Source organism: Chromobacterium alticapitis (assembly GCF_002924365.1).
Taxonomy (GTDB): domain Bacteria; phylum Pseudomonadota; class Gammaproteobacteria; order Burkholderiales; family Chromobacteriaceae; genus Chromobacterium; species Chromobacterium alticapitis.
Window position 1 is genome coordinate 1 of the sequence record NZ_PQWB01000067.1, and the last position, 14,767, is coordinate 14,767.

Below are 14,767 nucleotides of genomic sequence, written 5' to 3' on the forward strand. Positions count from 1 at the left end.
GGGATGGAGGAAAGGATGGCGAGGGTTAGCATGTGGCATATCGCAAATAAATACTGACCGTTCATTTGCCTACGAGTTCAGCGTTGAATGGCCCTGTATTCGCAATACCGGATCTGGTCCCAATTCCGAGCGGGTGTATAGATCCTCCTTTATCCCTATTTCCGTGATGTAAGAAAAGACCGCAAGGGTGTTGGCGGTTTTTTTTCTAAAAATATGACAGAAGAATAAATGAATCAATCATTCCGCCTGATCTGGAGCAAGCGCCTGCACATGCTGATAGCTGTAGCTGAGATATTCAGCAGCGCTGGAAAGTCAGCTTCCGGAGAAACTGCAGGGCATAGCCATCGCAGCGCTTTCAAAAAAACTCTTTCCGTGCAGCTGTCCGCCATCGCGATCGGTCTATCGCTTATCGCCACGCCGGCGCTTGCTGACTGGTGGAACCCCTCGTATCCCGTGATTAGTACGATCAACACCACGGTATCGTCAACAAGCCTTAATTCTTCTTCGCAGCAGCAAGTGGTATTCGATGGCGGCACGCTGGTGGCGGATGGATATCCTTATCAGGATATATTTAAAAATTTTTCAGTCAAATCGACCGGCGGAACCGTTCTGCAAAATCAGAACTATCACCATGTCATTCCATACCATGCCACATTATATGGAGTCATTTCCGACTACGCGGCTGACCAGCCCGGCGCAATGTCCATTTCAAGTAATGGAAGCTATAATTCTGGTGGCATCGCCTTTTATGGGAACAATACCTATAGCGGCGGAACGATAATCCAATCTGGAGCGACGCTTTTAGTCGGATCCGATAATAATTTGGGCGCAACAAGCGGCGCGGTCACGCTCAATGGCGGAACGCTAGCTTTTGGGCGGGAATTTCAGTCCGCGCGTGATATAAAAATCAATGGGGCCGGCACGCTGACCTCCTCGGAATTTTCATATTCTACTTCTGTGTTTTCCGGGAATATAAGTGGTGATCGTCTGATTGTTGGGAATCAATACATTCCCACTTATGATACTGTTGAACTGAAGGGGATTAATACTTACACGGGAGGCACACGCATAACAGGCGGCGTGACTCTGGGTATTCATTCTGATAAAAATCTGGGGGATAGCTCTGGGAAGTTGACGCTGGATGACGGCAACGTGAAAACTATAGATGGTATCCAGTCTGGCCGAGATATGGAATTTCATGGAGGCCAACTCATTCTAAATGGCCAAGACTCCTCCTTGTCCGGCACGATCAGTGGCGATCAATTTGCTATCGCGAATAATGGATCGGTGACGTTAAGTTCCGCTAATACCTATAGCGGAGGCACTTGGGTAGCAGGCGGCGCTACGCTGAAAGTTTCCGCCGATAATCAGTTGGGGGCCGCAGGCCGCAGCGTAAATATTGCATCTGGAAAATTGCTGACTTTGAAGGGCCTGCAAACCAATCGTAATTTTAATATCGGATCGTATTGGAATGGTGGTGGTGGTGGTTCAATTGATTTGAATGGACAGGATTCCATTTTCTCCGGCATCATTTCCGGCTATAAGCTCGACGTTATGAATGGCGGCACCATTACACTGGCAGGAATAAATACATATGGTGGCGGCACTCAGATCAGTGGCGGCGCCACGGTCAAGGTGACATATGATGCTAATCTGGGAAGCAGTTACGGTGCTATCACTCTGGATCATGGCACGCTGCAGACGCTGAATGGCATCCAGACACAGCGTGGCATTCAAATCAATGGCGAAGGTATATTGGATCTGAATGGCCAAAGCTCGACGTTTTCCGGCAATATAAGCGGTGGCCATCTCACTCTCACGAATGGCGGCACCGCGACTTTATCGGGGGGCAATTCCTATACTGGCGGCACAACGGTCAGCCGCGGGGCCACGCTGAGTGTTGCCAATAATGGCAACCTTGGGGATAGCGCCGGCGGAGTCATCCTGGATCATGGCACATTGCATTTGCAAAGCGCGTTTTACAGTAATCGAGCCTTGCTGCTGGTGGGTGATGGCACCCTGGACTTGAAAGACATCCAGCCCTCGTCATATTCTTGGCCAAACGCCTGGGGTGGCGATATCAGCGGGGATCACCTCACAGTCACCAACGGCGGCATGTTGCAGCTGTGGGGCAACAACACCTATAGCGGCGGCACCACCATCCGCAATGGCGCGACGCTGGAAGTCGGTTCGGATCAAGCATTGGGCGCAAGCGCGGGCGCAATTACATTGGATAACGGCACGCTGCAGTCGAATTATGGCTTGAGCAGCGCGCGGAACATCCAGCTTGTCGGTAGCGGCACGTTGAATGCGGAATATAATTTCCTCAATCTTTCCGGGGTGATCAGCGGCGACAAGTTAATCGTCACTAAGCAAACAGGCTCGGGGGGCTGGTACAACGACGGCTTGGTTACCTTGTCCGGCGCCAACACTTATAGCGGCGGCACCACGGTGAACAATGGCGTTCGGCTGGGCGTCTTCTCCGATGACAATCTGGGCGCAGTTTCGGGGGGGCTGACTCTGGATCACTCCACGTTGAGAACCGAAAACGGCATTCAAACGGCGCGCAACATCCAGTTGCTTGGATTCGGCGCGTTGGATTTGAATGGGCAAAATTCCACGGTTTCAGGCGCCATTTCCGGCGATAGCTTACGACTTAGCAATGCGGGCTCCGTGACACTGTCCGGCGCCAACACCTATATCGGCGGCACCACTGTCGGCGGCGGGGCCACGCTGAAAATCAGTTCGGACAATAATCTGGGCGCGGCCAGCGGCGTATTGACGCTGTCGAACGGCACCTTGCAGACGCTGCAAGGCATACGCAGCGCTCGCCGCATCATGCTGGAAGGCTATAACAATCTGGACTTGAACGGCCAGGACTCCTCCCTGTCGGGTGTGATCGCGGGACAGACCCTGTCCGTAGTCAACCACGGCTCCGTGACGTTGTCCGGCGCCAATACCTATAACGGCGGCACGTTCGTCAACTCTGGCGCGACAATCAAGGTGTCGGATGACTGTAATCTGGGCGCGGTGGCAGGGGGGCTTTTTCTAGGCGATGGCACCTTGCAGACGCTGTCTGGCTTGAGTAGTGCCCGCAATATCACGCTGGGGGAAAATGCCAGGTTGGATCTGCATGGGCAGGACTCTACGTTTTCCGGCTCGATTTCCGGCTATCGACTCACGATCACTAACGGCGGCACGGCGACTTTGAGCGGCGACAACAGCTACTATGGCGGCACGATAGTCGGCAATGGCACCAGCTTAAGGGTACAGTCGGACCGCAATCTGGGTTACGGCGATCTGACGCTCAACGATGGCATCTTGAGCGTGTCTGGTCTTCAAAGCTCGCGAAACATTCGATTGAACGGCAGCGGTACGCTGAATCTGAATGGAAAGGACGCCGTTTTTTCCGGAAATATAAGCGGCGATCATCTCACCATCGCGAATGGCGGCATTGCCAAGCTGACGGGCTTCAACACGCATAGCGGAGGCACCACCGTCGCCAATGGCGCTACATTGCAACTGATAAACGACCATGCCTTGGGGGGGCGGGCCGGAGCGCTGACGCTGGATCACGGCTCCTTGCAGGCGCTTGGTCCATACTCCAGCCTGCGGGATATCCAGCTTATCGGCGACGGCAAACTGGATTTGAATCAGGAGTTGGAGGGCGACTACGGCCATATCCTGTCTGGCAAGATCAGTGGCGACCATCTCACCATCGCACGCGATAGCGCAGTGTCGTTATTAGGCGATAATAGTTATCAGGGAGGCACGCTGGCCGAAGACGGTTCCATCCTGCGCATTCTGTCCGACAAGGGGCTGGGCGCGGCGCAGGGGAAATTGACATTGCAAAACGCCATGCTGCAAATACTGGACAATGTCCAGTCCTCGCGCAACATTCACTTGAACGGTGTCGGCACTGTGGATTTGAATGGCAACGACGCCACGTTCTCCGGCATCATCGAAGGCGACGCTCTGGAGGTACGTAATGGCGGCGCCATGACGCTGGCTCCGGGCAGCGCCAGCATCCTGAGCCAAGGCCTGGCGGTAAGTCAGGGAACGTTGGCGGTGAATGGCGAGCTGGCTATGGGCGGCAAGGGCCTGTCCATCGCCGCAGGCAGCATGTTGCAGGGCAGTGGTCATATCAGCGGGCAGGTCACTGTGGCCGGTACGTTGAAACCGGGCAACTCGCCCGGCGTGATGACGGTGGCTGGACCGGTCACGTTGGAGAGCGGATCCACTTTGCGTGAAGATATCGCCGGAAGAGTCAGGTCGGATGATGCCTCCTTTGCGGCGGGGAAGCCCGGTTTCTACGCGTATCTGCATGCGCTTGGTCCAAGCGGTAAGCTGCTTATCCAGCCAGGCGTCACGCTGGCGCCAATGCTGAAGAATATTTTCAATCCCGTGACGGAGCCGGATGGCGCCAAGCATCCGGCTTATGTGCCGGCACTGGGTGATACCTTCCGCATCGCCACTGCCGACGGCGGTTTGTCGGGACGTTTCGATACGCTGGCTCAACCAGATGAACTGGCGCCGGGCACCCGACTGGCTGTGTTCTACAATCTCGCGGGTAGCAATAGCGTTGATTTGAAGGTTATACCCAGTTCCTATCGTCAGTGGCTGGGCATGTACCATGCCAATGTCCGCTCTACCGCCAAGGTGTTTGATCAACTGATTGAGGCTGATCGTCAAGGCGATAGCACGCCGGCGCAGCAAGCGCTGTTAAGCGCGTTGACTGCGCAGAGCGAAGCCAATCTTGCGAAAACGACACAGGCGCTGTCCGGTGAAGTTCATGGCGCGTTGGCCGCGGTTGCGCCGCGAGCCGGCCAATGGTTGGAGGATTCCGTGTCCAGGCAGTTGAGCGTGGAGAGCCGCACAGATCAGTCGGCGGCACTAGGCGCTCCGAGTGGCAAGCCCCAACTATGGATAGATATGGGTACGGGCAAGCACCATACCCGCGGCGACGACTTCGCATCCGGCTACGGGGACAGCGGCAATCAGCTGGCTTTTGGCGCCGATTTTGCTATCAAGCCGTTGCATCATATCGGTTTCGGACTAACGCATGCGGAAACCAGGGTCTCTGGCGAGGGCGGCAGCGGCTCGGTGGCCGACACCATGGCCTTTGCTTATGGACAGTTCGCTGCAGGGCGCTATCTGGTGGATGCGCTGGCGGGCTACGGCAATAGTAGTTACCACGCCAGCCGCGTGGATCCGAGCGGATTTAGCCGTGAGCTGGAAAGCAATCCAAGCGGGCAGAACGGCGTGCTCGGCCTTGGCCTGCGCACGGCTTGGGAAACAAGCGATATCAAGCTGGAACCTTTCGCCCGCGTGGTTTGGCAGCATACGGTGCGCGATGATTTCAGCGAAGGGACGTCGCCGGCCGCCTTATCCCTAAACGGATATACTGCGCAAGGCGCGCGGGGCCTGCTTGGTTTGATGGTGGGTTCGGTTCAGCAATCGCCGTTGGCGGCAGCCCAAACGTGGCAGTTGAGATTGGCTGTCGGCCACGATGGCGGCCAACTGTCCAGACCGGCGCTTGACGCTCGTCTGGCGGGCGCTCATGCCGATATCGAGGCGCCGCACATCGGTCGTGCTTTCGCACAATTGGGCCTGGCCGCGACTGCTCGCCTGGGACGGCAGGCTTATGCCTACGTCAATTTGACAGGAGAGGCGAGGCGTCACCAGACGGCTGCTGGCGTGGACGGGGGGCTGCGCATCGAGTTCTAAGAGGTCGGCCTCCTTTGTGCTGCTGAAGAGGACCCTGGCTGCATTAAGTTGTTGGTGCTGGCAAGGTAGCACAAAGAAAGCCCCGCCTCGGATGGCCGAGCGCGGGGTTTTCAATGGCGGTTGTTCGAGACGGGTTGTCCGACAAGGGCGAAGCCTGGCTTGACTTCATCAAGCCTGCGCGTGGTCGGACCGGCTCAGCATTACACCGCCATCACCGCCTCGATCTCTTCCACCGTCTTCGGGATAGGCTCGCCCAGCACGCGGCTGCCGTCCACGGTCACCAGCACGTTGTCCTCGATGCGGATGCCGCCGAAGTCGGCGTATTCGCGGAACTTGGCGTAATTGATGTGCTGGCTGTGGCGGCCTTCCTTTTCCCAGGCTTCGATCAGCGCCGGAATGAAGTAGATGCCCGGCTCCACCGTCACCACCATGCCGGCCTTCAGCGGCTTGCCCAGGCGCAGATAGCCCAGGCCGAACAGCTTGCTGCGCTCGGCGCCGTCGCCGTAGCCCACCAAGTCTTCGCCCAACGCTTCCATGTCATGCACGTCCATGCCGATCTGGTGGCCCAGGCCGTGCGGGAAGGCGATGGCGTAGGCGCCGGATTCGACGATTTCTTCGGCCTTGCCGTTGAAGAAGCCCAGTTCGGCCATGCGCTCCGCCATCACGGCGGCGGACAGCTTGTGGATGTCCTGGTATTTGACGCCGGGCTTGATGGCGGCGATGGAGGCTTCCTGCATCTCCAGCGCGATGTCGTACAGCTCGCGCTGGCGGGTGGAGAACTTGCCGCCCACCGGGAAGGTGCGGGTGATGTCGCTGGCGTAGCCGCTGCCGCTGGCGCAGCCGGTGTCGTTCAGCACCAGGTCGCCCTGCTGCAGCACATTGCCGTGGCCGTGGTTGTGCAGCACTTCGCCATGCTTGGAGAAGATGGATGGATAGGCCAGCTGCCAGTCATGGCGGCGCATGATGCCTTCCATGATGCCCACCACCTGGTATTCCACCACGCCGGGCTTGGCGTTCTGCATCGCGGCGATGTGCATGGCGTGGGTGACGCCCAGCGCGGCCTCCATCTCGGCGATCTCTTCTTCGCCCTTGATCTCGCGCAGCGCCACCACGGCGCGGGTCAGCTCGGGACAGAAGCCGGCCTTGACCTCGGCCGGATGCGTGTCCAGCAGGCGGCCCATCTCGATCAGCGTTTCGCCGCGGTACGGCGCCAGGTAACGCACCGGGCGGCCGGCGGCGCGCGCCGCGGCCACCGCCTGCGCCAGTTCCGCGTACGGCTGGCTGCGCTGCAGCCCGGCCAGCGCGGCGCGCTCGGCCAGGGAGGGCAGCGGGCCGGTCCACACGATGTCCGCCACGTCCGGGTCATTGCCGAACAACACCGCCTCGCCGCTGTCGGCGTCGATCGCGCCGGCCAGGCCGGGCTCGTTCAGGCCGAAGAAGTAGCGGAAGCTGGAGTCCTGCACGAAGGGCAGAGTGTTGTCGTGGTAATTCATCGGCGAATCGACGTTGCCGACGAACAGCAGCAGGCCGGACAGGCCGGCTTGCCGCAGCGCGGCGCGGCGCTGGGCGTAGACGGAAGGGGCGAACATGTTTTCTCCTTGGAGCAGGGCGGGATGCCACGCGGATTGTATACAATTATCTAACTTAACACGCCCGGCCCGCGGCGGCCAGCCGAGAAACTAGCGCGCGGCCGCCGTTTCCGCCTTGTCCGACAAAGACTTGGCCGGCGCCAACAGCCGGCACAGCAGGCCGCCGGCCAGCATGGCCCACAACGGCGCGCCCAGGCCGGCGAAGCTGACGCCGGAGGCGGCCACCACGAAAGTCAGCAGCGCCGCCTCCCTATGCTCGGCATCGGCGACGGCCGCGCTCAGCGACGAGGCCAGCGTGCCGAACAGCGCCAGGCCGGCCGCCGTCACCAGCAAGGGTTTGGGCAAGGCCAGCGCCAGCGCCGCCAGCGCGCCGCCCATCGTGCCCATCGCGATGTAAATCAGCCCGCAGAACACGCCGGCCACATAGCGGCGGCTGCGGTCCGGGTGCGCTTCCGGCCCGGTGCAGATGGCGGCGATGATCGCGGCCAAGGTCACGCCGTGGCCGCCCAAGGGCGCGGTGAGCAGGGAGGCGATGCCCAGCGCGGTAACCGGCGAGCGGGCCGGGACGTTATAGCCAAAGGTGCGCAGCACCGCCATGCCGGGCAGAAACTGGCTGGTCAGCGCCAGCAGGGCCAGCGGCAAGGCCAGGTTGACGAAAGCGGACCACGACCAGGCCGGCCAGGTGAACAGCGGCACGGCGATGGCATGCAGCGATCCGCTGGCCGGCGCATGCAGCTCTCCCGCCGACAGCGCCGCGCCCGCCGCGATGGCCGCCAGCAGGGCCCAGCGCGGAAACCAGCGGCGGCCGATGAAAAACAGCCCCGTCATGATCAGCACCAGGCCGAGATGGCCTGCCGCCTCGCTCACCACCTCGCCGACGAAATGGAACAGGATGCCGGCCAGCAAGGCCGCCGCCAGCGCCGGCGGGAACAGCGCCATCAGCCTGTCGAACAAGCCGCTCACGCCCACTAGGGTGACGATGGCGGCCGCGGCCAGGAAGGCGCCCACCGCCTCCGGGTAGGGCACGCCGGGCAGGGCGGCCAGCAGCAGCGCCGCGCCCGGCGTGCTCCAGGCGGTGATCACCGGCGTTTTCCAGCGCAGGCTCAGCCATAGTCCAGCCACGCCTGAGCCTATGGACACCGCCCACACCCAGGACGCCAGCTGGCCCGATGACAAGCCGGCCGATTGGGCGGCGTGGACGATGATCAGAAACGGGCCGGAAAAGCCGACCATCAAGGCCAGCGCGGCGGCCAGCAGGGCGGAGGGGGCGGCGTCGCGCCGTAGGGTGTGCCACATGGGAAGGCTCCAATCAATGCGAATGTCGCCAGCGTGCCACGCCCCGGCCGTGGCGCCCTCCCACAAGCGGGCCAAACAGTTTATGCTGGCTCGCATCTGTTCTATATAACAGCACTCTTCAGGAGCCCCGCATGCAACTGACCGGCATCCCCTTCGGCGTCACCGATTGGTCCGACATTCCCGCCACCGAGCACCCTGGCGAACAGGGCCGCGCTTACTGGCGCACCCGCCAGTTCGGCGATATCCGGGCGCGCATGGTGGAGTACACGGCGGGCTATCTGGCCGACCATTGGTGCGAGAAGGGCCACATCCTGCTGTGCCTGGAGGGCGAGCTGCATACCGAGCTGGACGATGGCCGCGTTTTCGTCCTCAAGCCGGGCATGAGCTACCAGGTGGCGGACAAGGCGGAGGCCCACCGCTCCAGCGCGCCGCAGGGCGCCAAGCTGTTCATCGTCGATTGAGACCATGCCGCAATATCAGGACATCGCGCGCGAGCTGCTGGCCCGCATAGATAGCGGCGAATTTCCGCCCGGCGGCAAGCTGCCCTCGGTGCGGCAGTTGGCGGAGCGGCACGGCGTCAACAGCCTGACCGCGCTGGCCGCCTATCGCTGGCTGGAGCAGAAGCAGCGCGTGGTGGCGCGACCGCGCGCCGGTTTCTATGCTGCCTTGCCGGCTCAGACCGAAGGGCAAGTCCAGACTCGCGCCCTGCCTTCTCCGGCCACGCTGGTGGACGTGGACAGCCGCATGTCGCAGCTGGTGGCGTTGTCGGCATCCGGCGTGGCGGTGCAGCTGCACATGGCCGAGGCCCACCACAGCCTGTACCCGGCGGCCGAGCTGGCGCGGCGGCTGCAGCAGACGCTGCAGCGGCAGCCGGAGCTGATCGGCGCCTATCTGCCGGCGGCTCTGCACGACAGGCTATGCGATCAGTTGCGGCGTTTGGCCGCCAGCTGGCAGCTGGACTTGCCCGCCGATGAAATCCTGTTCTGCAACGGCATCACCGAGGGCATCAGCCTGGCCTTGCGCCACCTGACCCGGCCCGGCGACACGGTGGCGGTGGAGACGCCGGTCTATTTCGGCCTGCTGCAGACGCTGTCGGCGCTGGGCTTGAAGGCGCTGGAGATCCCGTGCACGCCGGATGCCGGCCTGTCGCTGGAGGCGTTGGAATTCGCGTTGCAATACGGCCCGCCGGTGCGCTGCCTGGTGACGGTGACCAATTTCCAGAATCCCACCGGCGCCTTGATGCCGGACGACAATAAAAAGCGGCTGTTGGCGCTGGCGCGCCGCCACGGCGTGGCCCTCATCGAGGACGACGTGTTCGGCGAACTGTATTTCGGCGGTCCGCGGCCGACGCCGCTGAAAGCCTGGGACCGCGACGGCGACGTGATCTACTGCGCGTCTTTCACCAAGAGCCTGGCGCCGTCGTTCCGGCTGGGCTGGTTGTCCGGCGGCCGTCATCACGCGGCGCTGGAAAAGCTGCGCGCCAGCAGCAGCCTGGTCAGCCCGGCTTTGCTGCTGGGCGTCCTGAGCGAGCTATTGGCCAGCGGCGACTACGCCCGCATCAGCCGCAAGCTGCGGGCGCGGCTGGCGGAGCAGATGGAGCGAGTGGCCGACGCGGTGCTGGCCTCCTTCCCGCGCGGCACCCGGCTGCGGCGGCCGCAGGGCGGCCTGCTGCTGTGGGTCGAAGGGCCGGAGGCGCTGGACAGCGGCCGGCTGCTGGAGGCGGCGTTGAAAGAATCAATCAGCTTCGCGCCGGGCATGCTGTTCTCGGCCGAACCGCGTTTCCGCCACTGCCTGCGGTTGAATTTCGGCCAGCCCTGGGACGAGGCGCAGCGGCGCGCCATCGCCAGGCTGGGCGAGCTGGCCGCCGAACAACTGAGGACGACATGATGGACGACGGTTTGCGCATCCGACTGCCCCTGGCGGACGAGCTGGCGCGGCTGGCGCGAATCGAGCGCCGCGCCGCGCGGTTGTTTTCTCCGGACGATCTGCCTTCCGCGCTCAGCGAGCGCACGCTGCCGGCGGAGACCCTGAGCGCCGCCCGCGACGCCGGCTTGCTGTGGGTGGCGGACGACGCCGGCCAGCCGGTCGGCTTCGCGCTGGCGGAAATCCTGGATGGCCAGCTGCATCTGGCCGAAATGGACGTGGACCCGGCCCACGCCCGGCGCGGCATTGGCTCCGCGCTGCTGGAGCATGTGCTTGCCCACGGCGCGCAAGCCGGCTTCGACGGCGTCACGCTGACCACTTTTTCCCACCTGCCGTGGAACGCGCCGTTCTATCGCCGCCGCGGCTTCGAGCCGCATGCGCCGGCGGCCGGCTCGCCGCTCGCATCCAAGCTGGCGGAGGAAATCCAGGCCGGCCTGCGCCATCGCATCGCCATGCGTTTTGCGCTGAACCAGCCCTTGCAGGAATGAATATGGACAGAATCGATACCATCATCATCGGCGCCGGCGTGGTCGGCCTGGCCGTCGCCAAGAAACTGGCCGAGGCCGGGCGCGAAGTGGTGATCGTCGAGGCGGAGCCGGCGATAGGCCTGCACGCCTCCAGCCGCAACAGCGAGGTGATCCACGCCGGCCTGTATTACCCCGCGGGCAGCTTGAAAGCGCGCTTGTGCGTGCAGGGCCGCGATCTGCTGTACCGCTACTGCGCCGAGCGGGCGATTCCGCACCAGCGCTTGGGCAAGCTGATCGTCGCCAGCCATGAGGGCCAGCTGGCCAAATTGGAGGCGCTGGAGACGCAAGCGCGCGCCAATGGCGTGGACGATTTGAGACGATTGACGGCGGCAGAGGCCGGCGGGCTGGAGCCGGCGCTCGATTGCGCAGCGGCGCTGTTGTCGCCGTCCACCGGCATCGTCGACAGCCACGCGTTGATGCTGTCCTTGCTGGGCGATGCGGAGGCGGCCGGCGCGCAGCTGGCGCTGGCCTCGCCGCTGGAGGGCGGCGAGATCACGCCGGACGGCATCGTGCTGCGCGTCGCCGGCATGGAGCTGATCGCGGACCGGGTGGTCAACGCCGCCGGCTTGTTCGCGCCCGTCGTCTCCCGCTCGCTGGCGGGTCTGGCGGCGGAAACCATACCCGCGGCCCATTATGCGCGCGGCGTGTATTTTTCGCTGCAAGGCCGCGCGCCGTTTTCGCGGCTGATCTACCCGCTGCCGGAGGCCGGCGGCCTGGGCAGCCATCTGACGCTGGACCTCTCCGGCCAGGCGCGCTTCGGCCCGGATGTGGAGTGGGTGGACGGCGTGGACTACCGCGTCGATCCGGCGCGGGCGGAGGCTTTCTACCGCGCGGTGCGCGCCTGGTGGCCGCAGTTGCCGGACGGCGCGCTGGCGCCCGGTTATGCCGGCATCCGCGCCAAGATCGCCGGCCCCGGCCAGCCGGACGCGGACTTTGTCATCCAGGGCTCGGCGGTCCACGGCGTGCCAGGCCTAATCCATCTGTTCGGCATCGAGTCGCCGGGCCTGACCAGTTGCCTGGCCATCGCCGAGGCGGTGGCCGCGCTGCTGGATTAGAGCAAATCGCTTACAATCCCCGGCAAAGGGGAGAAACCGACAAGCATGCTGATCCTGAATCAAAGACAACAAGAGCTGCTGGACATGGTCAGGCGCGACAGCTATGTCAGCGTGGAGAAACTGGCCGATCATTTCGCCGTCACCCGGCAGACCATACGGCGCGACATCGCCCTCTTGGCCGAGCACCAGCAGTTGCAGCGCTACCACGGCGGCGCCAGCGTGCTGTCCAGCGTGGAGAACGTGGCTTATCAGGCGCGCCAGGTATTGTGCATAGAGGAAAAGCGCCGCATCGCCGACTGCCTGGCGCGGCACATCCCGGACAACGCGTCCCTGTTCATCAATCTGGGCACCACCACGGAAGAAGTGGCCAAGGCGCTGCACCGCCACCGCGGCCTCAGGGTCATCACCAATAATCTGCATGTGGCCGAGCAGATGTGCGATTACCCGGACTGCGAGGTCATCGTGCTGGGCGGCTCGCTGAGAAAGCGCGACCGCGGCCTGACCGGCGAGGCGACGGTGCAGATGATCCGCCAGTTCCGCGTCGACTACGGCATCATCGGCGTGTCCAGCATCGAATCCGACGGCACGCTGCGCGATTACGACTACCGCGAAGTGCGCACCACCGAGGCCATCATCCAGCAATCGCGCCAGGTGTTCCTGGCCGCGGACCACAGCAAGTTCGACCGGCCTGCCCTGGTGGAGCTGGGCCGGCTCAGCCAGATCGCCGCGCTGTTCACCGACAAACCGGTGCCGCCGGCCATCTCCCGCATCATGCAGGAATGCGGCACCCAGTTGCACGTGGCCGAATAGTCTGGATACGCATTTTTGCTATGCTGAAGCATCGCGTCCTCTAGACGGCATGCTTCATGCAACTCTCCCCGCCCCCGCTGGCCGACGGCGCGCTGTTCCGCGACGCCGCCGGCCGCTATTGCGCCAGCCTGGCCGGCCATCGCTTCTATAGCGCCTTCCAGCCCATTTTCTACAAGGGCGGCAGCCTGTTCGGCTACGAAGCCCTGCTCAGGGTGGTGGACGAGGGCGGCGAGTGGCAGCCGCCGGACCGCTATCTGGGCGGCCTCGCGCCGGAGCAGGCGCAACTGGCTGACCGGCTGGCGCGGCTGATCCATGTGCGCAATTTCGCCCAAAGCAGCCAGGACGGCTGCCTGACCCTGAACCTGCTGGCCGCCACGGTGCAGGAAGACCATAGCGGCCGCAGCCACCTGCCCATGCTGAAAACCCTGTTGCAGACCGTGGAGCTGGACAGCGGCGGCGTGATTTTCGAGATTCCCGAATTCGAGGTGGAGCACCACGGCGCGCCCCTGCTGGATGGCCTGCGCCACGCCTCGGACATGGGCTTCGGCCTGGCGGTGGACGACTTCGGCGCGCTGGGCTCGCGCCACGGCAAGACCAGCGAGCTGTGCCCGGACATCCTCAAGATAGACCGCAGCCTGCTGCTCGATTACATGGCGGGCGAAACCCAGCGCCTGCCGGCGCTGCTGGAGCTGGGCTGGCAGATAGGCTGCCGCATGCTGGTGGAAGGCGTGGAAACCGTCGAGCAGCTGGAAGCGATGCGCGCGCTCGGCGTGGAACTGTATCAGGGCTTCTTCCTGGGCCGGCCGGGCGAGCTGCCGGTGCTGCGCCAGTTGTAGCGCGCGGCGGTTTTTTTGGCGTCGCGGGTATGGCTTGCGCCAACCCGCGCTACGGGGCTGATCCGGGGCACGCTGCATTCACCGCCCATGCAAGTGGTATTTTGCATCTAATTTTAGGTGCTGTAAAATACAGCATGGCTTGTATCGTATTGATTTCAACATGAAAATGTTGACAGCGGGATTTTTATACGTCAAATTTTGATGGTTTACACTCGAAATTTCGGGTAGCTAATTATAAGCTAGGTGCTCAATTGCTAAATAAACTTAACGGCCGGCTTCGTGGCGCATTGGTCTTTACTATTTTTTGGGCTATTTGCGTTTTTGGCTTCGCAGCCTACGAAAGATTTATTACTATCGGAGACACCAGCGGCCCGTGGGTTTTATATGGCCACTACGACAGATTGATTTTTCATCATGTTGAAATTAGCGGCCAGAGTTTTTCTTTCTGGCTAGAGAGGACAAAGTTCTACACCACATTACTTTTGCCGCTGACTATGGTCTGGCTTGTTTCGGTAGTCCTGATGCCCGCACTGAGATGGGTACGTGACGGGTTCCGCATCTAACCCATTCTTCAACTGGACGTACTCCGGAATTCCTGCTCTGGTCGTCATTTTATTTTGGCTGGCTACGTTACTCTGTCGTTCGCCGGTTAAATCAAACGTTAGGCATTCAGTAATGTTCGACTTTATTTCAAAACTTCTACATTCAGTAGTTGTTCTTGATCTGAATGTTATTGGTTTACTAATCGGATTTCTCGGCGGTCTCCTAATTACTCTCTTTGGCTTGCCATCAATTGGCGTGCTGAACCAAGGAATGTATGTTGAAATTCAAATCACCACGCGTATACGCATCTGCAACTGGGTAGCGCGTGTCTGTCTATTTTTTTCATGGCTGGCTTTCTCCCCCAGCTAGCAGGCCGTTGAAAAACCAACATCCACCCATTTGGTATAATCAAGCATCCAACGAACCACGGAAGCATCCAATGAGAGGCGTCCGCAACGACA

9 protein-coding genes are annotated in these 14,767 nt (G+C 61.9%); 7 read left to right on the top strand and 2 right to left on the bottom strand.

Features of this window, described 5'->3' with window-relative positions; translation table 11 throughout:
• The first annotated feature begins 228 nt into the window (after positions 1-228).
• Entirely contained in the window at positions 229-5,727 is a 5,499-nt protein-coding gene (locus tag C2I19_RS14650; RefSeq protein ID WP_103903433.1) for an autotransporter-associated beta strand repeat-containing protein, read from the top strand.
• 200 nt (positions 5,728-5,927) lie between these two features.
• On the opposite strand, the gene C2I19_RS14655 is transcribed toward C2I19_RS14650, so the two are convergent.
• Positions 5,928-7,316 (bottom strand): aminopeptidase P family protein, encoded by a 1,389-nt coding sequence (locus tag C2I19_RS14655; RefSeq protein ID WP_103903434.1) that lies wholly within the window; start codon positions 7,314-7,316, stop codon positions 5,928-5,930.
• Between the two features lie 90 nt (positions 7,317-7,406).
• Complete coding sequence (locus tag C2I19_RS14660; protein WP_103903435.1) at positions 7,407-8,612, bottom strand: benzoate/H(+) symporter BenE family transporter; 1,206 nt, start codon at positions 8,610-8,612, stop codon at positions 7,407-7,409.
• A gap of 131 nt (positions 8,613-8,743) precedes the next feature.
• Here C2I19_RS14660 and C2I19_RS14665 point away from each other — a divergent pair, with 131 nt between their 5' ends.
• The 6 genes from C2I19_RS14665 to C2I19_RS14690 are packed head-to-tail and all read left to right on the top strand — an operon-like array spanning position 8,744 to position 13,763.
• Positions 8,744-9,073 carry a DHCW motif cupin fold protein gene (locus C2I19_RS14665; protein WP_103903436.1) on the top strand — a complete coding sequence of 110 codons (330 nt, stop codon included), beginning with the start codon at positions 8,744-8,746 and terminating at the stop codon, positions 9,071-9,073.
• A 4-nt stretch (positions 9,074-9,077) separates the two neighbouring features.
• On the top strand, positions 9,078-10,499 hold the full coding sequence (locus C2I19_RS14670) for an aminotransferase-like domain-containing protein (RefSeq protein ID WP_103903437.1): 1,422 nt from the start codon (positions 9,078-9,080) through the stop codon (positions 10,497-10,499).
• Positions 10,499-11,023 (top strand): GNAT family N-acetyltransferase, encoded by a 525-nt coding sequence (locus tag C2I19_RS14675; RefSeq protein WP_199181201.1) that lies wholly within the window; start codon positions 10,499-10,501, stop codon positions 11,021-11,023. Before C2I19_RS14670 ends, C2I19_RS14675 begins: the two co-directional genes overlap by 1 nt.
• A 2-nt stretch (positions 11,024-11,025) precedes the next feature.
• Entirely contained in the window at positions 11,026-12,117 is a 1,092-nt protein-coding gene (locus tag C2I19_RS14680) for an NAD(P)/FAD-dependent oxidoreductase (RefSeq protein WP_103903439.1), read from the top strand.
• Positions 12,118-12,162: 45 nt separating this feature from the next.
• Positions 12,163-12,927, top strand: coding sequence for a DeoR/GlpR family DNA-binding transcription regulator (locus tag C2I19_RS14685; RefSeq protein ID WP_103903440.1), 765 nt, complete (start codon positions 12,163-12,165; stop codon positions 12,925-12,927).
• Positions 12,928-12,983: 56 nt separating this feature from the next.
• Positions 12,984-13,763 (top strand): EAL domain-containing protein, encoded by a 780-nt coding sequence (locus C2I19_RS14690; RefSeq protein ID WP_103903441.1) that lies wholly within the window; start codon positions 12,984-12,986, stop codon positions 13,761-13,763.
• Positions 13,764-14,767: the final 1,004 nt, after the last annotated feature.

What these genes read in the sequence shown, in the direction of transcription:
- C2I19_RS14665 (WP_103903436.1), top strand. Translation starts at nt 8,744, where the DNA reads ATGCAACTGACCGGCATCCCCTTCGGCGTCACCGATTGGTCCGACATT.
- C2I19_RS14670 (WP_103903437.1), top strand. Translation starts at nt 9,078, where the DNA reads ATGCCGCAATATCAGGACATCGCGCGCGAGCTGCTGGCCCGCATAGAT.
- C2I19_RS14660 (WP_103903435.1), bottom strand. Translation starts at nt 8,612, where the DNA reads ATGTGGCACACCCTACGGCGCGACGCCGCCCCCTCCGCCCTGCTGGCC.
- C2I19_RS14650 (WP_103903433.1), top strand. Translation starts at nt 229, where the DNA reads ATGAATCAATCATTCCGCCTGATCTGGAGCAAGCGCCTGCACATGCTG.
- C2I19_RS14685 (WP_103903440.1), top strand. Translation starts at nt 12,163, where the DNA reads ATGCTGATCCTGAATCAAAGACAACAAGAGCTGCTGGACATGGTCAGG.
- C2I19_RS14690 (WP_103903441.1), top strand. Translation starts at nt 12,984, where the DNA reads ATGCAACTCTCCCCGCCCCCGCTGGCCGACGGCGCGCTGTTCCGCGAC.
- C2I19_RS14680 (WP_103903439.1), top strand. Translation starts at nt 11,026, where the DNA reads ATGGACAGAATCGATACCATCATCATCGGCGCCGGCGTGGTCGGCCTG.
- C2I19_RS14675 (WP_199181201.1), top strand. Translation starts at nt 10,499, where the DNA reads ATGGACGACGGTTTGCGCATCCGACTGCCCCTGGCGGACGAGCTGGCG.
- C2I19_RS14655 (WP_103903434.1), bottom strand. Translation starts at nt 7,316, where the DNA reads ATGTTCGCCCCTTCCGTCTACGCCCAGCGCCGCGCCGCGCTGCGGCAA.